A 20960-nucleotide genomic window follows, 5' to 3' on the forward strand; every position below is an offset into this window, starting at 1 on the left:
GGTGACAGTTCTGCCTCAGGACATCGGTGACGGTTCCGGGGTTCTTGGTGGTGACACTTCTTTCGCTCTGATGGGCTGGTGAAGAAGAACTCCACTGTCGATCCTCGTATCCGTCTCGCGATCTCTCAGTGGCCGGAGAACGCGCCTCGGGGTGCGGTGACGACGTTCTGCGCCGAGCATGGGATCTCGCGGAAGACGTTCTATGCGATCCGCGCCCGGGTCGCCGCGGACGGGCCGGCCGCGGCGCTGGAGCCCAGGTCGCGGCGCCCGAAGAACAGCCCGGCCAGGCTCTCGGACGATGTGAGGCAGCAGGCCATCGGGGTGCGGGCGGCGCTGGAGCGCTCCGGGCTGGACCACGGTCCGATCAGCGTGCACGAGAAGATGCGTTCCATGGGCCTGGCATCGGTGCCCTCGCCGGCGTCGCTGGCACGCATGTTCCGCCAGGCAGGGGTCGCTCGGGCCGAGCCGAGGAAGAAGCCGCGGGCCGCGTTCCGCCGGTTCGTGTATCCGGCGCCGAACGCGTGCTGGCAGCTGGACGCGACGGAGTACGTGCTCGCCGGCGGGCGCAAGTGCGTGATCTTCCAGCTCATCGACGACCACTCCCGCTACGCGGTCTCATCGCACGTGGCCCGGTCGGAGACGGCGGAGGCGGCCATCGCCGTGACAAGGAAGGGGATAGCCGCCCACGGGGTGCCGCAGCGGCTCCTGACCGACAACGGCAGTGCGCTGAACCCGATCCGCCGGGGCGTGATCGGCCAGCTGGTCATCTATGTGACCTCCCTCGGAGTCGAGCCGATCACGGGCAGGCCCAACAAGCCCACCACCCAGGGCAAGAACGAACGCTTCCACCAGACCCTCTTCCGCTGGCTGGACAAGCAGCCCCTCGCCGAGACGATCGACCAGCTCCAGGAACAGGTCGACGCGTTCGACATCATCTACAACACCCAGCGCCCGCATCAGGGCCTGCCCGGCAGGATCACCCCCCTGCAGGCCTGGGAAGCGACCCCGAAGGCCGAACCGCCCAGGCCGAGGCCCGCACCGCCCGAGCCCACAGTCCCGGGACGCGGCGCCGCCGCGGCAACACGCATCCGCCCGGGAGTGGAAGGGACGGCCACCCGCGTCGTGCCCGCCAACGGCGGCATCACGATCCGCGGCGTGAAGTTCCAGATCGGCAGCGCCAGGACCGGACTCCAAGTCCACATCGTCTGGGATCCCGAAGGGATCGCGTTCTTCGACCACCAGGGCACGCTACTGATCGAGCACCTATGGCCGGCCAAAGGAATCACCTACGTCAGCAACGGCCGCCCCGTCGGCACAAGGCCCCGCACCGACGAAACTGTCACCGATGTCCTGACACACGAACCGTCACCGATGTCCTGAGGCAGAACCGTCACCCATGTCCTGAGACATCACACTCCTCCGCCCGCCGACCACCCCAGCTTCAAGCTTCAACCCGGGGCGTGTTGCCCGATCGGCCGGCGAGTCGGGGGCTGCTGCGCTCAGACGATGGGGAGATTGGAACATGGGGAATCCGGAACCTGGGGAATCCGGAACCTGGGGAATCCGGAAGGGGAATCCGGCACCGGCGGGGCCATGTCGCAACGGCCGTGTCGCAACGGGAGTGCGCGGTTTGCGAGGCGCCCGCCGGCATAGCAGAATTGGGCTGTGCGGAACCCCCGCGCGCCATAACTGAACATGCCTCTGATCTGCGGCGGGAGAGTCCTGCGAGCAAGAGCAAGCAGGCGCCGTAGGAGCAACACCTCCCCAGGAATCTCTCAGGCACCTGTACCGCTGCGGCAAGGCGCCTCTGGAAAGCAGCCCTCGCGGGCTCACCGACGGTGCAAGCCGGCCACGTGGCCGGCGGAATCTCTCAGGTCCCATACAGAGCGGGGAGGAGCGCAATCCATGCCGCACCCGCGGCCAGAGTATTGGAGTTCCCCCGTGACGGACCACGCAGTTCCCGCAGCCTTCGTCGATCGGCACATCGGTGCCCGTCGCGACGAGGACATCAAGCACATGCTCAACGCCGTTGGCTATGACAGCGCCGACGCGCTTGCCGCTACCGCGGTTCCCGATGCCATCAAGCAGTCCTCGCCGCTGACCCTCGGCCCCGCGCTGAGCGAGACCGAGGTCCTCGCGGAACTCCGCCGCCTCGCGGGCAAGAACAAGCCGCGCGTCCAGATGATCGGCCAGGGCTACTACGACACGGTCACGCCCGCCGTCATCCGCCGCAACATCGTCGAAAACCCCGCCTGGTATACGGCGTACACGCCGTACCAGCCCGAGATCTCGCAGGGTCGCCTCGAGGCACTCCTCAACTTCCAGACCGCGGTCGAGGACCTCACGGGCCTCGAGATCGCGAACGCGTCCCTGCTCGACGAGGCGACGGCGGTCATGGAGGCGGTGCTGCTCATGCGCCGGGCGAACAAGAACAAGGAAGCCGCGGCCGGCAGGACGGTCCTCGACTCCGAGCTGTTCCCGCAGTCCATCGCGATCGTCACGGGCCGCGCCCGGGCGCTCGGCTTCGAGGTCGAGGTCGCGGATCTGTCCCAGGGCCTCCCCGAGGGCCCGATCAACGGCGTCGTCATCCAGCAGCCGGGCGCCTCTGGCCTTGTCGCGGACGCGAGCGGGCTCATCGCCGCGGCGAAGGAGCGCGGCGCGATGGTCACGGTTGCCGCTGACCTCCTCGCGCTGACCCTCATCAAGTCCCCTGGCGAGCAGGGCGCCGACATCGCCGTCGGCTCCGCCCAGCGCTTCGGCGTCCCGCTCTTCTACGGGGGCCCGCACGCGGCCTTCATGTCGGTGCACAAGGGCCTCGAGCGCCAGCTCCCGGGTCGCCTCGTGGGCGTTTCGAAGGACGACGCCGGCCGCCCCGCCTACCGCCTGGCCCTCCAGACCCGCGAGCAGCACATCCGCCGCGAGAAGGCCACCTCGAACATCTGCACGGCGCAGGCGCTCCTCGCCATCGTCGCCTCGATGTACGCGGTGTACCACGGCCCCGAGGGCCTCAAGGCGATCGCCGAGCGCACCCACCGCCACGCCCGCACGCTCGCCACGGCGCTCGAGTCCGCTGGCGTCGAGATCGCGCACCGCAGCTTCTTCGACACCGTCACGGCCCGCGTTCCGGGCCGTGCCGTCGCGCTCGTCGCGGCCGCCGAGGCGAAGGGTGTCAACGTCCGCCTCGTCGACGCGGACACCGTCGGCATCTCGTGCGACGAGACGACGACGCCGGAGGTCGTGCGCGTCGTCGCGAATATCTTCGGCGTGGGCCCCGCAGGCGACGGCGCCGACATCGCCGGAGGCGCGCAGTTCGCGCTCGACGCCGCGACCCACCGCACGAGCCTCTACCTCCAGCACCCGGTCTTCCACACGCACCGCTCCGAGACCCAGCTCATGCGCTACCTGCGCCGCCTCTCGGACCGCGACCTCGCGCTCGACCGGACGATGATCCCGCTCGGTTCGTGCACCATGAAGCTCAACGCGGCGGTCGAGATGGAGGCCATCACGTGGCCCGAGTTCGCGGGCATCCACCCGTTCGCGCCGGACGCGCAGACCGAGGGTTGGCGCGAGCTCATCGCGGGCCTCGAGGCGGACCTCGCGACGATCACGGGCTACGACCAGGTCTCCATCCAGCCGAACGCCGGCTCGCAGGGCGAGCTCGCGGGCCTGCTCGCGATCCGCGGCTACCACCACTCGCGCGGCGAGGGCCAGCGCGACGTGTGCCTCATCCCGGCGTCGGCGCATGGCACGAACGCGGCCTCGGCCGTGCTCGCGGGCATGAAGGTCGTCGTCGTCGCGACGGCGGCGGACGGCACGATCGACCACGCCGACCTCGCCGCGAAGATCGAGGCGAACGCGGGCCGGGTCGCGGCCATCATGATCACCTACCCGTCCACGCACGGCGTGTACGACGCCGACGTCCGCGAGGTGTGCGACGCGGTCCACGCCGCGGGCGGCCAGGTCTACATCGACGGCGCGAACATGAACGCGCTCGTGGGCCTCGCGCAGCCGGGCAAGTTCGGCGGCGACGTCTCCCACCTCAACCTGCACAAGACGTTCTGCATCCCGCACGGCGGCGGCGGCCCGGGCGTGGGCCCGGTCGCGGCCCGCGCGCACCTCGCGCCGTTCATGCCGGGGGACGCCGCGCACTGGACCGGCCGAACGGACGACGGCGGCGAGGACCCCGCGCTTCCCGTGTCCGCCTCTCGCTTCGGCTCGGCCGGTGTTCTGCCGATCTCGTGGGCGTACGTCAAGCTCATGGGCGGCGCTGGCCTGACCGAGGCGACGAAGTCCGCGCTTCTTGCCGCGAACTACATCGCGAAGCGCCTCGACGCGCACTTCCCGGTCCTCTACACGGGCGAGGGCGGGCTCGTCGCGCACGAGTGCATCCTCGACCTCCGCGAGCTCACGGCCAAGACCGGCGTGACCGCCGAGGACGTCGCGAAGCGCCTCATCGACTACGGCTTCCACGCGCCGACCCTTGCGTTCCCGGTTGCGGGCACGCTCATGGTCGAGCCGACGGAGTCGGAGGACCTCGGCGAGATCGAGCGGTTCATCGACGCGATGATCGCGATCCGCGGCGAGATCGACCAGGTCGCGCACGGCGACTTCGCCGTCGTCGACTCTCCACTGCGCCGTGCGCCGCACACGGCCGCCGCGGTCGTGAGCAGCGAGTGGGATCGCCCGTATACGCGCGAGCAGGGCGCGTTCCCCGGGAAGACCCCGAGCCAGGACAAGTACTTCGCCCCCGTGGGCCGCATCGACGGGGCGGCGGGCGACCGCCACCTCGTGTGCGCGTGCCCTCCCCTCGAGGCGTTCGAGGACAACACTGCAGCCTTCGAAGAGAACTGAGACGTCATGACGACTGGTATTTCAACCGAGAAGCGCACGGCCCTCTACGACCAGCACGCTGCCCTCGGCGCGAGCTTCACCGACTTCGGCGGCTGGCAGATGCCGCTCAAGTACGGTTCGGAGCTCGCCGAGCATCGCGCCGTCCGCGAGACGGCGGGCCTCTTCGACCTTTCGCACATGGGCGAGGTCTGGGTTACCGGCCCAGACGCGGGTGCGCTCCTCGACTACGCGCTCGTCGGCAAGCTGTCGGCGATCGCCGTCGGGAAGGCCAAGTACTCGCTCATCTGCGCCGAGGACGGCGGCATCATCGACGACCTCATCGTGTACCGCGTCGCCGAGGACGAGTACCTCGTGGTCCCCAACGCGGGCAACGCCCCGACCGTCGCGGCCGAGTTCGAGGCGCGCCGCGCTCTGTTCATTGCCGCGGGCGGCGGCGAGGGAGTGACCCTGCGCGACGCAAGCGCCGAGACCTCGCTCATCGCCGTGCAGGGCCCGAACGCGCAGGACATCGTGCTCGCGCTCGTTCCCGCCGGGCAGGCCGAGGCCGTCACGGAGCTCAAGTACTACGCCGCCGTCGGGGTCGAAGCGGCCGGAATCCCGGTCCTCCTAGCACGCACGGGCTACACGGGCGAGGACGGCTTCGAGCTCTTCGTCCCGAACGAGCGCGCGGCCGAGCTCTGGGCGGCCATCCGCGCGGCGGGGGAGGGCCGCGAGCTCGTGCCGTGCGGCCTTGCCTCGCGCGACTCGCTGCGCCTCGAGGCCGGCATGCCGCTCTACGGCAATGAGCTTTCACGCGAGGTGACGCCCTTCGAGGCGGGCCTCGGTGGCGTCGTCGCCCTCAAGTCCAAGGAAGGCGACTTCGTGGGCCGCGCCGCGCTGCAGGCAAAGAAGGACGACGGCGCCGGCACCACGAGCGGCCAGCGCCTCGTCGGGCTTCGCGGGCTCGGGCGACGCGCCGGGCGCTCGCACTATCCGGTCCTCAAGGACGGCCAGCGGGTCGGCGAGGTGACCTCGGGCCAGCCGAGCCCGACGCTCGGCTACCCGGTCGCGCTCGCGTATGTCGCCGTCGAACTCTCCGAACCGGGCACCCAGCTCGACGTCGACCTCCGCGGCAAGGCCGAGCCGTTCGAGGTTGTAGCACTCCCGTTCTACAAGCGCCAGAAGTAGCGTTGCGCCGTCAGCTCCCGCGGGTCTCGACCCGCAGAAGCTGACGGCGCAACGTGAACCCGCCTGAGCCCACCCCACACCGAAGCCTGCGGCACAGTTGCCGCATGACTGAGAGGAACCACATGAGCAAGGTCCAGAATGGCCTCCGCTACTCGGAGGAGCACGAGTGGCTCGACGTCGCGCAGAGCCCCGCGCGGGTCGGCGTCTCCGCCGTCGCGGCGGACGCGCTCGGCGACGTCGTCTACCTCGACCTGCCCGAGGTCGGCACCGAGGTCACCGCCGGCGCGACGTGCGGCGAGATCGAGTCGACGAAGAGCGTCTCCGACCTGTATGCCCCCGTGACCGGCACCGTCGTCGAGGTCAACCAGGAGGCCATCGACAACCCCGCGCTCGTCAACGAGGACCCGTACGGGGCCGGGTGGCTCTTCACGGTCGAAGTCTCGGCTGAGGGCCCCCTGCTCTCCGCGGAGGAGTACGCGTCGAAGAACGGCGGCGAGCTGTGAGCGGCGGAGCTGCGGCTCAGCCCCAGCAGGCAGCCAAGTTCGAGCAGGTCCGCTCCGCGTCCCTCGACGCGGACATCGCCGAGCTCGACCCGGAGATCGCCGCGAGCATCGACGCCGAGCTTGCGCGCCAGCGCGGCGGCCTCGAGATGATCGCGTCGGAGAACCACACGGCGTTCGCCGTCATGCAGGCCCAGGGCTCGGTGCTCACGAACAAGTACGCCGAGGGCTACCCGGGCCGCCGCTACTACGGCGGCTGCGAGCACGTCGACGTCATCGAGCGGCTCGCGATCGAGCGCGTCAAGGCGCTCTTCGGCGCCGAGTTCGCCAATGTGCAGCCGCATTCAGGGGCGCAGGCGAACGCCTCCGTCATGCACGCGCTCCTCAAGCCGGGCGACACCATCATGGGCCTCAACCTCGCCCACGGCGGCCACCTCACGCACGGCATGAAGATCAACTTCTCCGGCAAGCTCTACAACGTCATCCCGTACCAGGTCCGCGAGGACGACCACCGGATCGACATGGCCGAGGTCGAGCGGCTCGCGCTCGAGCACCGACCGCAGCTCATCGTCGCGGGCTGGTCCGCGTACGCCCGCGAGCTCGACTTCGCCGAGTTCCGCCGCATCGCGGACGAGGTCGGCGCGTATCTCATGGTTGACATGGCCCACTTCGCGGGCCTCGTCGCCGCGGGCCTGCACGCGAGCCCGGTCCCGCACGCCCACGTCACGACGTCGACGACGCACAAGACCCTCGCGGGACCGCGCGGCGGCATCATCCTCACGAACGACGCCGACATCGCCAAGAAGATCAACTCGGCCGTGTTCCCGGGCCAGCAGGGCGGCCCGCTCGAGCACGTGATCGCGGGCAAGGCGATCGCGTTCAAGATCGCGGCCTCGCCCGAGTTCCGCGAGCGGATGGAGCGCGTCCTCGCGGGCGCCAAGATCATCGCCGAGCGGCTCACGGCCGAGGACGTCAAGGCCAAGGGCATCGGCGTCGTCTCGGGCGGCACGGATGTGCACCTCGTGCTCGTCGACCTGCGCAACGCGGACCTCGACGGCCAGCAGGCCGAGGACCGCCTCGCGGCGATCGACATCACCGTCAACCGCAACGCCGTCCCGTTCGACCCCCGCCCGCCCATGGTCACCTCGGGCCTGCGGATCGGCACCCCGGCGCTCGCGACGCGCGGCTTCGGCGAGGCGGCGTTCCGCGAGGTTGCCGACGTCATTGCCGAGGCCCTTATCGCGGGCCCCGACGACGATCTCGCCCCGCTCAAGGACCGCGTCGACGCCCTCGCCGCGGCCCACCCGCTCTACCCCGGGGTCGCGAACCTCGCGTAGCGCCATGTCCGCGTGCCCCGCACGGGCAGGCGCCCGAGTGGGGCACGCGGACGATAATTGACTAGGGAAGGAATCCGGCATGGCCGTCGGCGTCTTCGAACTGTTCTCGGTGGGCATCGGCCCGTCGAGCTCCCACACCGTGGGCCCGATGCGGGCTGGCGCGGTCTTCGCGCGCGAGCTGCGCGAGCGGGGCCTCGTCGATACCGTCGCGGAGCTGCGCGTGGACCTCTATGGTTCGCTCGCCGCGACGGGTCGCGGCCACGGGACGTTCACAGCGGTCCTTCTCGGGCTTGAAGGCTTCGAGCCCGAGGAGATCCTTCCCGAACAGGTCGAGGAGCGCTTGGCCTCGATCGCCGAGACGGGGCGGCTCAACCTCGCGGGCGCGCGCGAGCTCGAGTACGGGGTCGACGACATGGTCCTGCACCCGCTCACCGTCCTGCCGCGGCACACGAACGGCATGAAGTTCCAGGTCTTCGGCTCGCCCGAGCCGAGCGAGGCAGAAGCGGACGACGCCGGTGCCGGCCTGAGAGGGGCAGGCACCCTCGTCGGGTCGCCCCTTCTGCACGAAGCGACCTTCTTCTCCGTCGGCGGCGGCTTCATCGTCCGCGAGGGCGAGGAGGCGGCCGCCCAGCAGGAGCTCGACGAGTCCAAGAAGGAGCTCCCGCTCCCGTTCCGCACGGCGGCCGAGCTCCTGGGCCGCTGCGCCTCGAAGGGCCTTTCGATCAGCGACATCATGCTCATCAACGAGAAGGCCTCGCGCACCGAGGACGAGATCCGCGAGGGGCTCCTGCACATCTGGCGTGTCATGGAGGCCTGCGTCGAAACCAGCCTCAAGCGCGAGGGGCTCCTGCCCGGCGGACTCAAGGTCCGCCGTCGTGCGCCGGACTGGCACGAGCGCCTCCTCAAGGAGGACAAGGACCGCGACCCGAAATACTGGCAGGAATGGGTCAACCTCATCGCGCTCGCCGTCAACGAGGAGAACGCCTCGGGCGGGCGCGTCGTGACGGCGCCCACGAACGGCGCGGCCGGGATCATCCCTGCCGTCCTGTACTACGCGCTCAACTACGCGCCCGGCATGGACAGCGCGACGCAGAGGGACAAGGACGACGTCGTCGTGAAGTTCCTGCTCGCGGCCGGTGCCGTGGGGGTGCTCTACAAGGAGCAGGCCTCGATCTCCGGCGCCGAGGTGGGCTGCCAGGGAGAGGTCGGGTCGGCGTCGTCCATGGCTGCGGCGGGCCTCGCCGAGGTCATGGGCGGGACGCCGGGGCAGGTCGAGAACGCGGCCGAGATTGCGATGGAGCACAACCTCGGCCTCACGTGCGATCCCATTGGCGGGCTCGTGCAGGTGCCGTGCATCGAGCGCAACGCGATCGCCGCGGCGAAGGCCATCAACGCCGCCAAGATGGCGCTGTGGGGCGACGGCTCCCACCGCGTCTCCCTCGACGAGGTCATTGTGACGATGCGCGAGACCGGCAAGGACATGAGCAGCAAGTACAAGGAGACCGCGATGGGCGGCCTCGCCGTCAACGTCGTCGAGTGCTGACTAAACTGGGCTAGGCCCCCGACCCTGACCGAAGGGATGCAGCCCTCTTGAGCAGCTCCACGCGATTCACTGCCCGGTTCCGTGCCCGCTTCGCTACCCCGGAAGAGATCGAGCACTGGGACGAGCACGTCACCGCGAATCCGAACGGCGGGAATCTGCTCCAATCCGCGGCGTTCGCGGCCGTCAAGCGAAACTTCGGCTGGGACATCCGCTACCTTGTGCTGGAAGCGGACGGGACAAGCAGCTACAACCTCGTGCTCGAGAAGTCGTTCCCCATGCTCGGGCGCCTCTGGTACCTCATCAAGGGGCCCGACGTGGCCTCGGTCGAGGACATCCCGCCGGCCCTCGAGGCCGTCAAGGAGTTCGCGGCCCGCGAGAAGCTCCGCGTGTTCGCCGTCAAAATCGAGCCGGACATCGTCGATTCCGACGAGGCCCGCGCCGTCCTGGGTGGCGCCGGCCTTGTGAAGTCGTTCAACCTCCAGCCGAACGATTCGACCGCGCTCCTCGACATCAGCCCCGAGCCGAACCAGCTCCTGCGCAATCTGCATTCGCGCGGGCGCAACGCGGTGCGGCGCGCGCAGCGCGAGGGCGTCGAGGTCGAGGAGGCGGAGCCGACGCTCGAGAACTACCGCACGATGCACTCGCTCATGACCGGCACGCTCAACACCAAGTCCCGCAACGGCGCGCAGGTCCGCAGCTTCGAGTACTACCGCCAGTTCTGGACCGAGTTCACGTCCCGTGGCCAGGGACGCCTGTACTTCGTCTACGAGAACGGGCGGCCCTCCGTTGGGGCATTCGTGATCAACTACGGCCGCAAGGGCACGTACAAGGACGGCGGCTCGCTCCAGAAGCGCGGCCAGTACGGCGACTCGCATCTCGTCCAGTGGACGGCGATCCAGGACATGAAGGACCTCGGCTGCACCGAGTACGACTTCTGCGGCACCCCGCCCGCCGACCAGCTCAAGGACACGTCCCACCCGTTCCATGGGCTTGGCCTCTTCAAGACGTCGTTCTCCAAGACCGTGACCGACTTCGTCGGCGTGTGGGACTACCCGATCGATGCGGCGCGCTACACCGCGTGGACGACGGCGGGGGAGCGGGTCGCCCGGCAGCTGCACACGCGGCGCACAGGCCAGCAGTTCTACTGATCCACCCGCGGCGAGCGTAAGGAGACTGGCGATGAGCGAGCCGGGATCCGCAAAGGTCCCCGAGCGCGACGACGAGCGGACGACGGCGGGCGGCGCCCCGCCGTCGTCGGGCACGCCTGCCGGCACGCCGTCGCCTGTCCCGCCGTCGTCCGCGGGCCCCGACGAGCCCCGCACGCTCGGCGGGCCCGACACCCAGCCGACCCTCCCGCTTCCCGCCGAGGCCGTCCGCGCCGCCGAGGCTGGCACGGCGGGCGGCCCCGTCACGCCCGCTCAGGCGCGCGCGAACGCCGCCGCCTTCCGCATCCTGCGGCGGCTCGTCACGGCCGAGAACCCGCCGACGGCGCCGCTCTCGATCGTCGACCGGCTCGCCGGGAGCCCCTACGCGAACCCCACCATTCAGGTGGGCGGCGTGGACGAGTCGGACCGCCGGATCCTCGACTTCGCCCTCCTGCTCGCCGAGACGATGTTCCGCTACGGCGCGGGTGCGCTCGAGGTCGAGGCCTCGATGATCGCTGTGACGGCCGCCCTCGGCCTCAAGCACGTCGAGGTCGACATCACGAACCAGTCCGTCTCGATCAACTACGCGCCGCGCGACCAGACGCCCATCACGCTCCTGCGCGTCGTCCGTTCGTGGACGAGCAACTACGCGGGGCTCGTCCTCGTGCATCGGCTCGTGAGCGAGATCGCCACGGGCGGGGTGGGTCGGGACGAGGCCATGCGGCGCCTCCAGGGGATCACGAAGCGCGCCAAGCCGTTCCCGAAATGGGCGGTCACCACCGCGTACTCGCTCTTCGCGGCCCTCTTCGTGGGGGTGCTCGGCGGTGGGCTCATGGCGTCGCTCATCGCGTTCCTGAGCAACTTCGCGGTGTCCCTCGTCTTCCGGATCCTCGGGGGATGGCGGGTACCGGACTTCTTCTCGACCCTTGCGGGCGCCTTTCTCGTCACGCTCAGCGCGCTGCTCGTGTACTGGGCGTCGGTGCCGATTGCGCCCGCGATCGTCGTTGTCGGAGGGATTCTCCCGCTCCTGCCGACGCAGCGCCTCGTCTCGGCGACCCAGGACGCGATCAACGGCTTTCCCGTCACCGCAGCCGGTCGATACCTCTCGGCGTTCCTGACGTTCGCGGCGCTCGTCGCGGGCATCGCGGTCGCGTTCCTCGCGGGCGAGCTCCTCGGCGTCGCGCGGATCGACGTGACCCAGACCTATCCGGCCGCGTACCCGTATTGGGCCCAGGTCCTGCTCATCGGCTTCTCCATCGCCGCGATCGCGGTGACCGAGCAGACGGCGCGCCGGCTCGTGGTGCCCACGGCGCTCGTCGGCGTCGCCGGCTATCTCGCCCTCACAGGCGTCCAGCTCGTCGGCGTCGGCGACCGGATCGCGCCGGCCGCGAGCGCCGTCGTCATCGGCTTCCTCGCCCGGATCGTCGCGCTGCGCATGGGAGCGCCCCAGCTCGTCGTCGCGGTGCCCGCGGCGCTCATCCTCCTGCCAGGCCTCACGATCTTCCGCTCGATGTACGTCGCGACGCTCGACGCCGCGCAGATCACCCAGGGCGCGGGCGGGATGCTCACCGCGATGGCGATCATTCTCGGCGCCGCGGCCGGGATCGTGCTCGGGGACAATCTCGCGCGGCCGTTCACGCGCGGCGGCGCGGCGGTCGAGCGGCGGCGACGCAACGTGCGCCGGTGACCCGTTCGCATAATTCGCTCGGGGAGAGACGCCTTGCGGCGGATAAGACGCACTCAGGACGTCTTATCCGCCGCACGGCGTCTTCCCGGCAACCCCGGTCAGGCCCGGCAACCCCGGGCCAGGCCCGGCAACCCCGGTCAGGCCCGGCAACCCCGGCCAGGCCCGGCAACCCCGGTCAGGCCCGGCAACCCCGGCCAGGCCCGGCAACCCCGGCCAGGCCGGGCTCACGAGGCTCGGAGCCCGCCGTCCTCCCCGACATCGGCGCCCCACGCCGCCGGATGGGCCCCGGCGACGGTGGGAATCCGGCGGCGGGCCGGGAGGCGCCGTCTTCCGTCCGCGAGGATCCGCTCGGTCACAAGGTAGCCCGAACCACCGCCGAGTCCGGGGCCGGGGTGGCTTGCGGCGCCGATGAGCCACAGGCCCTCGGGCCCTGCGCGGTGCCCTGCCCCGGCGGGGAAAGGCCGCCACAGAAGATTCTGGTACAGCTCGGCCGAGCCGCCGTAGGGATCGCCGCCAACGGCGTTGCAGTTCGCCGCGAGCAGGTCGGTGGGGGAGATGACCGTCATCCCCACAACCGACGAGCGCAGCCCGGGCGCGAAGTCCTCGACCCTGCCGAGGACGCGCTGGGCGTATCCGTGGGCGAGCTCCTCGGTCCACCCGCGGCTCACGTCGAGCTCGCCGGCCGCGTCGCCGCGCGGATGGAACGGAAGCTCCTGCAGCTGAAGCCAGAGCGTCGCCTTGCCCTCCGGTGCCCGGGACGGGTCCAGGAGGCACTGCTGGCCGACGACGACGGTGGGCGAGGCGGGCAGGAGGCCCGCCTCCGCTTCGGCGCAGGCAATCCCCGTGCGGCCCGAGCCGTTCGAGATGTGCACCAGCGGAACCTCGGCGAGCCGCGCGTCGCTCCACGCCGGCGGGGAGTCGAGGGCCACGTGGATCTGCATCGCGGCCCGCCCCGGCCGGTGGGAGACGGCCTGATCGCGCACCCTGGCAGGGACGACGTCGGCGGGCAGGAGAGACGTGTAGAGGGCCTGGGGCGAGGTCGAGGCGAGGATGCCCCGACGAGCCTCGAACCTCCCATGGGCGGTTTCGACGGCTACGGCTCGGCCCGCGGCCACCTCGATCCCCTCCACAGGACACCCCAACTCCACGCGAACGCCCCGTTCGGCGAGAAGGCCCGCGAAGGCCGCGACGAACCGGCCCGCGCCGCCCTCCACGACCGGGAGGCCGAAGCGGTGCATCGTGAGCGCCATGAGGGGCAGCATCGCGCCGCCCGTCGCATGGTCGGGGCCCAGGCCGGCGTGCAGGAGCCAGGGCGTCCACAGCTGGTCGGCTTCCCAGCCGGTGAAGCGCTGGCCCGTGAAGTTGCGCCCGCTCATGAGGCTGTCGCGCGCGAACTGCTCCGCGGCCTCGAGTCCGGGTCGGAGGGCCGAGAGCAGCAGCTTGAACGACTTCGCAGACCGGAGTTCGGAACCGAGCGCGCCGAAGATCGTCCCCGAGCGCTCGCCGAGCTCCTCGAGCATCCGCGCATAGGCTGCCCGGTCAGCAGGCTCGCGGAAGGCCGCCGTCGTCCGTTCGGGATCCCGGTAGGCGATCACCGCCCGCTCTTCCCCCTCGGGGGAATAGTCGATGCTCGCGGTGACCGCGTCGAGGCCTGCGTCCTCAGTGTTGCGGTAGGTGAGCCCGTGCCGATGCAGGTCCGCACCGAGGTCCGCGTAGGCGGCACCGGCCACGAACAGGGGATGCCAGGACGAGAAGGTGTCGTGGACGAAGCCCGGCACTGTGAGCTCGCTCGAGTCCACGAAGCCGCCCAGCCGATCCCGGGCCTCGATCAGGGTGACGGAGTGCCCCGCCCCCGCCAGTCGGGCTGCCGCGACCAGACCGTTGATCCCGGCGCCGATGACGACGTAGTCGGCGGTCATTTCGCGAACTCCGGGTGCCGCACGGTCGCGTGGTAGCTTCCGGCGTGGAAGACGAGCGGCTCGCCGCCGTTGTTGGCGTATTCCTCGACCTGGCCGATGTAGACCACGTGGTCGCCCGCGTCGTGGCGGGCCACGGTGCGGCATTGGAAGGTCGCGACGGCGCCGTCGATGAGCGGCACTCCCGAGACGCCGTCCTCGCAGCGGACGCCGGCGAACTTGTCGTCGGCCGGGGTGGCGAACTGGCGCGAGAGGACGTGCTGATCGGAGGCGAGGATGTTGATGGCGAAATGTGTCGAGGCCTCGAAGTCGGCCAGGCTCGGTGCCCGCTTGCTGGGGCACCACAGCACGAGGGGCGGTTCCATGGAGACCGAGGTGAAGGAGTTCGCCGTCATCCCGACGCGCGAGCCGTCCGCCGAGCGCGTCGTGACGACCGTGACGCCTGTTGCGAACTGCCCGAGCGCCGACCGGAAGTCGCGGGTGTCGAACCCGTTGCGTTCCTGATGCGACGCCCAGTCGAGCATGGCGCGAGCCTCGTCCTCGTCCCGCCACCACGGAAACATCGTTCGCGGATCGTCGAAGCCGTTCGCGATGGACGACGCGAGCACTGGATGATCCTGAGCGGCCGCGAGCAGGTCGAGTTGGAATCCGCGGAGCGGGCGGAGCAGGGACGTCGTCCAGCTGGTGGACCACTGCGCCCAGCCGCGCCAGAATTCGTCGAAGGTCTCCCGCATCCAGGCCTGGTCGAAGGGCTGGTCGCCGCGGCGCCGAATCGAGTCGGCGGTGTAGTGCGCGGCGAGGGTCGCGTTGTTGGATCCCTGCCCCGTGAGCGGGTCGTTGAGGACGACGGCGTCCGCGAGTCCCAGCACCGCCGCACCGTTGGGGAGGCTGCCGACCGCCTCGCGGACTGTGGGGGTCAGGCGGCCGCGGAGGACCGCGCCTTCGTCGGTCAGCTCGGCGTCCGCGAATGCCTCGGCCTCGTGCGGGAAGTGCTCTTTGAGGAGCCGCTTTGTCACGGCGAGATGCTCTTCGGGCGTCTGCACAGCATCCCAAACGTCCATAGGACCACCGGGTACGCCCTCGAACACCATCATCTGGCACGGCCCCGAGACCGTCAGACCCGGGAAGGTGAAGAATTCGCCGACGCCTGGGACGAGGGACATGCGCAAGGTGCCTGTGCCCCGCGAGTCCGTGCCGCCGTTGTCCGTATTGCCCTCGCCAGCGGCGGGACGCACATAGGCGACGGCGGTGACCCGCTGGGGCCTGTCGAAGCTCGAGCGCTTGCGGTCTCGGGCGAAGATCTGCCCCAGTTCGCCCTTGCCCGTGCACACGAGGACGAGGTCGCTGCGGGTGGCATAGTCCTCGAGCATCCGGACCGAGACCTTCTCGATCCGGAAGTCGCCGCCAAGGGCCACGAAGTCTTCGATCCATTGGGCGCACTTGACGCGCTGGTCGATCGAGAGGGCTGGCCGGTCGAGCGGCGCGGTCCACGCGATCGGGTCGCGCCCCGAGGCACCGGCTACGCTGAGCTCAAGGGCTCCGATGCCGACGGCGCCGCGCTGGGCCGCATCGACTCGCACCTCGCGCTGGACGTCGAGGGCGCCGGAGAAGACGCATTGGCTCGAGGTAATGGAACCGGTGCGGATCTGCTCGGCCGAGCGATCGGAGATGAGGGTCACGGCGTAGCCGAGCTCCTGGAGCGCGAGGGCGGTCTGGGCGCCGGCCTCGCCGGCCCCGACGATGGTGATGCTGCGCATTGGCGTTTTTCTTTCTTGTTCACGCGTGGGGCAGGGCGGCGCTCTGAAGGCTGTTCAGATACCGGGCCGCGGAATCGGGGTCCATGAACCACTCGTAGAAGTCCGGCGGGAAGTCGAAGCCGTTGACGAAGCGGCGGGCAATGTCCGGGAAGCTGCCTGCGGCTCCGAGGAGATTGAGAACATGCTCGGGCGGAGGCGCGAGCAGGGCATTCGTCCAGCCCGCGACGAATTGGGCGTAATCCCAATAGCGCTCGAACACGGACTGCTGGAACTCGCGGGTAAAGGGCAGATCCCCGTGAGCGACGATCGAATTCAGGTACGACGCCGCGCACTTCGAGGCGTTGTTCGAGCCCTGCCCCGTGATCGGGTCGTTGAGGACGACGACGTCGGCCATCCCGAGCACCGTCCGGCCGGAGGGGAGCGTGGCGACCGGGCGGCGGATGGTCGGCGCAAAGCGTCCCTGGAGGACGCCGAGCTCGTCGGTCAGTCTGACGCCCGAGCTGCGTTCGGCCTCCCACGGCAGGTAGGCGTTGAGGATGTCGAGGGAGTTTCCGAGGTGCTGCTCGGGCGTGAGGCCCTGCCACGAGTCCATCGGTCCGCCGGGGATGCCCTCAAAGACCATGATGTCGCACGGCCCCGAGACGGTGAGCGCGGGGAAGGTGAAGTATTCGCCGATTCCGGGGATGAGATTGAAGGTGACGGCGGGGTATTCGTCCCGCGGGCGCATGCCGTTCACGTAGGTGAGGGCGAGCGCGCGCTGGGGCGCCTCGTACGTGCTGCGTTCGGCATCGCGCTCGAAGAGCCGCGCGATCTCGCCCTTTCCAGCAGCCACGAGCACGAGCTCGCTCTCCTGCGTGTAGCGCTCGAGCTCCTCGACGCCCGCGTCCTCGAACACGAGCTCCCCGCCGCGCCGGACGAAGGCCTCCATGAACGCGGGGAACTTCACCCGCTGATCGATCGACTGGGCAGGCCGGTCGAGTCGGTGGGCCCAGTCGATCGCCTTCACCCCGGGCGCTTCCGCCGGGGCCACGGTGAAGCCGATCCCGTCGACGGCGGGTGCGTCCGGCCAGAGGTCGAGACCGAGCTGTGCTTCGTGGGCCAGGGCCTGCCCGAACATGCATTGGCTCGAGGAGACGCGCCCGCCGGCAATCTCCTCGGGGGTGCGATTGCTGACGATCCGGACGTGATAGCCAGCGTCGAGCAGACCGACGCCCAGCTGGAGGCCGGACTGGCCGGCGCCGACGATGGTGATGGAGCGTTGTGCCATGGGGAATCCTCGTGGTCGTTGGGTCGTGGTGTGAGGCTCGTGGAGTTTAGCGGGCGTGGGTTTTAGCGACTCGTGGGCTTCTGTGATTCTTGTGCGGAGGAAGCGGCGGCTTCGCGCTCGCGGTACTCCACCCAATGCTGGTGTGCGAGACGACGGGACATCAAGGGACTCACCTCCCTTCTGCGGGAACGGCCTGCGCCGCATCTTTGACGAGGAGGGGGATCGCGGGTTCGTTGCGTTCCGGGCCGAGGGCCGAGTACCCGCCGTCGGCCGCCCAATCGGCACCAGTGACGACGGACGCGGCATCCGAGGCCAGGAAGGCGACGACGGCGCCGACCTCGCTCGGGCGGCCAACGCGGCCGAGCAGGTGGAACGGGGCCGCGACTGCGTCGACGTGGGCGGCGTCGCCACCGCTGAGGGTGTCCATGACTTTGGACCACGTCCAGCCGGGGCTGACCGAGTTGACCCGGATGCCGTCGGCGGCGAAGTCGGCGGCCATGCTCCGCGTGATCTGCACGAGGGCGGCCTTGCTCGCGGGGTAGAGCCAGCGGCCGGTCTGGGCCACGGAACTCGAGATGGACGTGAAGTTGACGATCGAGCCGTGGCCCGATTCCGCGAGGAGGCCTCGCACCGCACGCGCCATCATGACGGCGCTGACGATGTTGACGTTCAGTGAGCCGAGCCAGTCTGCCCGATCAGAGTTCGCGCCGTTGTCCAGATACGAGCACGCGAGGTTCACGAGAATGTCGAGGCGTCCGTAATCCCGCCGGAGGGCTTCAGCGAGCGCCGCCACGGCGCCGTCGTCCGTGATGTCGGTGAGACGGAATTCAACCGACGGATGGAGCGCGGCCTCGGCGCCGCCTTCTGCGTCGATGTCGGCAATCACGACCCGCGACCCCTCCGCGACGAGAGCGTCGACGACGCCACGACCCACCAGCGTGGACCCGCCGGTGACGAGGGCTACGCGGCCTTCCAGAGTTCCCATCTCAACCTTCCTGCCATGTGATCTGTGCCATACTTGGCCTAGTCACGACGCTACGTGCGCGCAGTCAGGCGCTCTATCCGAACCACGCAGGGGCTGTCCGATTCGCGCAGGCCGGCCGATTCGCGCAGACTGGCCGATTCGCGCAAGTGGCAGCACGCTTGGAGGCCGTCCATGCTTTCCCCTACGCTCCGGCTGCCCCGTCCGGACCAGGTGCTGGACCGGCGATCGACCCTCGCCACCGTCGACGCCGACGAGGCGCAGAAGACGATCGAAGAGCTGTTCTGCGCCCATCGCCTCACGCCGCTCGACCCCGGCGGGCGGGTGGATCTCACGCTCCGATCCGCGACCACCGCGAACGTCGGTGTGCACCTGCTCGACTACGGGGCCGACGTACGTATCAGCCCACGCGCCCTTGAGGACTTCTTCCTCGTGCAGATGCCTCTCCAGGGCAGGGCGACGATGGACTGCGGGAACGAAATCATCAAGTCCGATGCGCGCCTCGCGACCCTTCCGCCGATCGACCGCGACTTCTCCATGGTGTGGGAGGCGGGAACGCCGCAGCTGATCCTGTACGCGTCGCTCCCGGCCATGGAGGAGGCTGCGCGGAGGCTGTTCGGCACCGACGTGAGCGCCGGGCTCCGACTCGGCCATTCGTTGGACCTCAAGAGCCCGGCCGGGCAGGCCCTCCTCCGGGCCGCCTTCGAGTTCCACGATGCGCTCAACAGTGCCGATTCTGCGGCCGCGCCCTACGCACTGAAACTTCTCGAGGAAGCCGTGCTGCACCGCTGGCTGCTTGCGGTCCCGAACAATATTTCACTCGCCCTTGGCCAATGGGACAGCGGGAACGGGACGACGGCGGTCGGCGCTTCGTCGTCGAATGTCGCGACCGCACGGCTCGTCAAGCGCTTCACCGAGCTGCTCGAACGGCATTCGGCCGAGGACGTCATGGCGTCGGAACTCGCCGAGGCCCTCGGGGTGCCGCTCCGTACGCTCCAGGCCGCCGTCTCGGCCGAGACGGGGTCCACGCCGATGGCGCTCCTCCGGACGTCACGGCTTCTGCGAGCTCGCAGGATGCTGCAGGAATGCGAGCCGAACGAGCAGAGCGTCACGATGATTGCGCAGGATTGCGGATTCGCGCATTTGGGTCGCTTCGCCCAGGCCTACTATGCGGCCTTCGGCGAACTGCCGTCGGCGACGCTGCGGGGCTAGGCAGGCGAACTGCGCGTCGAATCAGCTGGACGGGGACGTTGCTGAGACGCTGAATAGCTGCCTTGTGATCGCGCGGCTTCGGGAATCCGTTCGGGGCGCGCGGAATCGAAGACTTCCGTGGGCCGTGTTTGGCCAGAGTGGATGCCGCAGGCCTGATCCCGGACGGGACGCTTAGTTTGTCGGACCCCTCGGGGAGACTGATTCCATGGTCGTTGAGGAGGTCCTGAGCCCAGCCCACGGGGACACCGGGGGCTGGGAGCGGGTATGCGCGGATCCGTCGCGCGCGGACCCTTGGGGCGCGGAGCCGTGGGGCGCGGACCCGTGGGGCGGGGACTCGCTGGGTTCGGCGGGGTGGGACTTCTATGGGGACGCCGTGGCGCGGGTCGTGGTGCCCCCAGCCGTGGACCCGTCGGTCTTCGAGGCCTTCGACGGGCTGGGCGCCGAGGCCTGCGAGATCGAGGCCCTGTGGGAGGCGGCGCTTCCGGCGAGGGCGCTCATGGCTCGGGCGCGGGCCGAACGGGCCGAGGAGCTCGTCGCGGAGCTGGAGCGCATCGATGCGGCGCAGGCGCGGCTCGAGGCGCGCAAGGCGATCACCCTCGCAGCGCTCGCCGCCGCCGTGGGAGGGTCCTCGGAGAACCCTGCCCACCGGCTGGACGCCCCCGCCGTGGCCGCGTCGGAGCTGGCCGCGGCCCTGCGGATCTCCCAGCGCACGGCCTCCGCCGCCGTCGCCGAGGCCCTCACCATCACGAACCGCCCCTGGGCGCCGGTGCTCGAGGGCATGTTGTCCGGTGCCCTGCCCCGCCGGCGTGCCGCCGCGATCCTGGACGCCGCCGTGCCCGTCCCCGTGGAACGGCTCGAATTGTTCGCCTCCGAGGCGGTGGCCATCGCCAGCCCGCCCGACCCGGAGGCCATTCCCACCCAGGGGGCACTCAGGCGCCGCTTGCGCCGCCTGGCCGAGAAGCACGCCGAGGAGCCGCTGGAGGTCCGGAAGGAGCGGGCGGGCGCCCACCGGCGGGTCGAGCTCGAGCCGGACCAGGACGGGATGTGCTGGCTGAGCGCCTACCTGCCGCTCGAGGTCGGGGCCGCGATCGACACCCGGCTGCAGGCCATCGCCCGGTCCCTGCAGAGCCCCGAGGAGGAGCGCACAGTCAACCAGCTGCGGGCCGACGCCCTCGCGGACCTCCTCACCGGCCACGGCCATTCCCCGCTCGGAGGGGTGCGCACCGAGCTGATCGTCACCGTCCCGGCCCGCACCCTCGCACGTGGGGCCGCCCCACCGGGGGAGGACGCGCCGGGGGAGGACACACCGGGGGAGGACGCACCGGGGGAGGACGCCCCGGGGGAGATTGTCGGCTACGGGCCGATCGACGCCGACGCGGTCAGGCTCCTCGCCGCCGAGGCCGCGACGTGGTCCCGGCTCTACGTCGAGCCGGGCACCGGCACGCCGCTCGCCCTCGGCAGGCGGCGCTACACGCCCACCCCCGCGATGCGCCGCTTCCTCGGGGCCCGCGACCGGACCTGCCGGTTCCCCGGCTGCGACAAGCCGGCGGCCGCGACGGAAGCTGACCACACCCGGGAATGGTCCGACGGCGGCGC

Annotated in this window: 14 protein-coding genes and 1 riboswitch; of the genes, 10 read left to right on the top strand and 4 right to left on the bottom strand. The window is 70.3% G+C overall.

The window, feature by feature from the left end; all coding sequences use genetic code 11:
* Positions 1-156: 156 nt before the first annotated feature.
* The 8 genes from RBS12_RS19960 to RBS12_RS19995 all read left to right on the top strand — a co-directional run bounded on the left by RBS12_RS19960 (position 157) and on the right by RBS12_RS19995 (position 12230).
* Positions 157-1380: an IS481 family transposase gene (locus RBS12_RS19960; RefSeq protein ID WP_307966782.1), complete on the top strand. Its 1224-nt coding sequence runs from the start codon at positions 157-159 to the stop codon at positions 1378-1380.
* Positions 1381-1702: 322 nt separating this feature from the next.
* Positions 1703-1801: riboswitch (glycine riboswitch) on the top strand.
* Positions 1802-1905: 104 nt separating this feature from the next.
* A complete protein-coding gene (gcvP, locus tag RBS12_RS19965; RefSeq protein ID WP_307967918.1) occupies positions 1906-4851 on the top strand; it encodes an aminomethyl-transferring glycine dehydrogenase in 2946 nt (981 codons plus the stop codon).
* A gap of 6 nt (positions 4852-4857) precedes the next feature.
* Positions 4858-6018, top strand: a complete 1161-nt coding sequence (gene gcvT / locus RBS12_RS19970) for a glycine cleavage system aminomethyltransferase GcvT (protein ID WP_307967919.1) — start codon at positions 4858-4860, stop codon at positions 6016-6018.
* 122 nt (positions 6019-6140) lie between these two features.
* On the top strand, positions 6141-6521 hold the full coding sequence (gcvH, locus tag RBS12_RS19975; protein WP_307967930.1) for a glycine cleavage system protein GcvH: 381 nt from the start codon (positions 6141-6143) through the stop codon (positions 6519-6521).
* Positions 6518-7855 (top strand): serine hydroxymethyltransferase, encoded by a 1338-nt coding sequence (gene glyA, locus RBS12_RS19980; RefSeq protein ID WP_307967920.1) that lies wholly within the window; start codon positions 6518-6520, stop codon positions 7853-7855. Before gcvH ends, glyA begins: the two co-directional genes overlap by 4 nt.
* Before the next feature lie 79 nt (positions 7856-7934).
* Entirely contained in the window at positions 7935-9398 is a 1464-nt protein-coding gene (locus RBS12_RS19985; protein WP_307967921.1) for an L-serine ammonia-lyase, read from the top strand.
* 47 nt (positions 9399-9445) lie between these two features.
* Complete coding sequence (locus RBS12_RS19990) at positions 9446-10546, top strand: peptidoglycan bridge formation glycyltransferase FemA/FemB family protein (RefSeq protein ID WP_307967922.1); 1101 nt, start codon at positions 9446-9448, stop codon at positions 10544-10546.
* 31 nt (positions 10547-10577) lie between these two features.
* Positions 10578-12230 (top strand): threonine/serine exporter family protein, encoded by a 1653-nt coding sequence (locus tag RBS12_RS19995; protein ID WP_307967923.1) that lies wholly within the window; start codon positions 10578-10580, stop codon positions 12228-12230.
* A gap of 224 nt (positions 12231-12454) precedes the next feature.
* Here RBS12_RS19995 and RBS12_RS20000 read toward each other — a convergent pair whose 3' ends face one another.
* The 4 genes from RBS12_RS20000 to RBS12_RS20015 all read right to left on the bottom strand — a co-directional run bounded on the left by RBS12_RS20000 (position 12455) and on the right by RBS12_RS20015 (position 18155).
* The gene (locus RBS12_RS20000; RefSeq protein ID WP_307967924.1) at positions 12455-14149 is read right to left on the bottom strand and encodes an NAD(P)/FAD-dependent oxidoreductase; all 1695 of its coding nucleotides are present in this window, start codon (positions 14147-14149) and stop codon (positions 12455-12457) included.
* Positions 14146-15903, bottom strand: coding sequence for a flavin reductase (locus RBS12_RS20005; protein ID WP_307967925.1), 1758 nt, complete (start codon positions 15901-15903; stop codon positions 14146-14148). Before RBS12_RS20005 ends, RBS12_RS20000 begins: the two co-directional genes overlap by 4 nt.
* Positions 15904-15922: 19 nt before the next feature.
* Positions 15923-17170 (bottom strand): styrene monooxygenase/indole monooxygenase family protein, encoded by a 1248-nt coding sequence (locus tag RBS12_RS20010; protein ID WP_307967926.1) that lies wholly within the window; start codon positions 17168-17170, stop codon positions 15923-15925.
* Positions 17171-17339: 169 nt separating this feature from the next.
* Complete coding sequence (locus tag RBS12_RS20015; RefSeq protein ID WP_307967927.1) at positions 17340-18155, bottom strand: SDR family oxidoreductase; 816 nt, start codon at positions 18153-18155, stop codon at positions 17340-17342.
* A 171-nt stretch (positions 18156-18326) separates the two neighbouring features.
* Between RBS12_RS20015 and RBS12_RS20020 the strand changes: the two genes are divergently transcribed.
* A complete protein-coding gene (locus RBS12_RS20020; protein ID WP_307967928.1) occupies positions 18327-19364 on the top strand; it encodes an AraC family transcriptional regulator in 1038 nt (345 codons plus the stop codon).
* A 205-nt stretch (positions 19365-19569) separates the two neighbouring features.
* Positions 19570-20960: DUF222 domain-containing protein (locus RBS12_RS20025; RefSeq protein ID WP_307967929.1), on the top strand; the 1391-nt coding region annotated here is incomplete at its 3' end.

It is taken from the genome of Sinomonas sp. ASV322, from assembly GCF_030908245.1.
Classification (GTDB): domain Bacteria; phylum Actinomycetota; class Actinomycetes; order Actinomycetales; family Micrococcaceae; genus Sinomonas.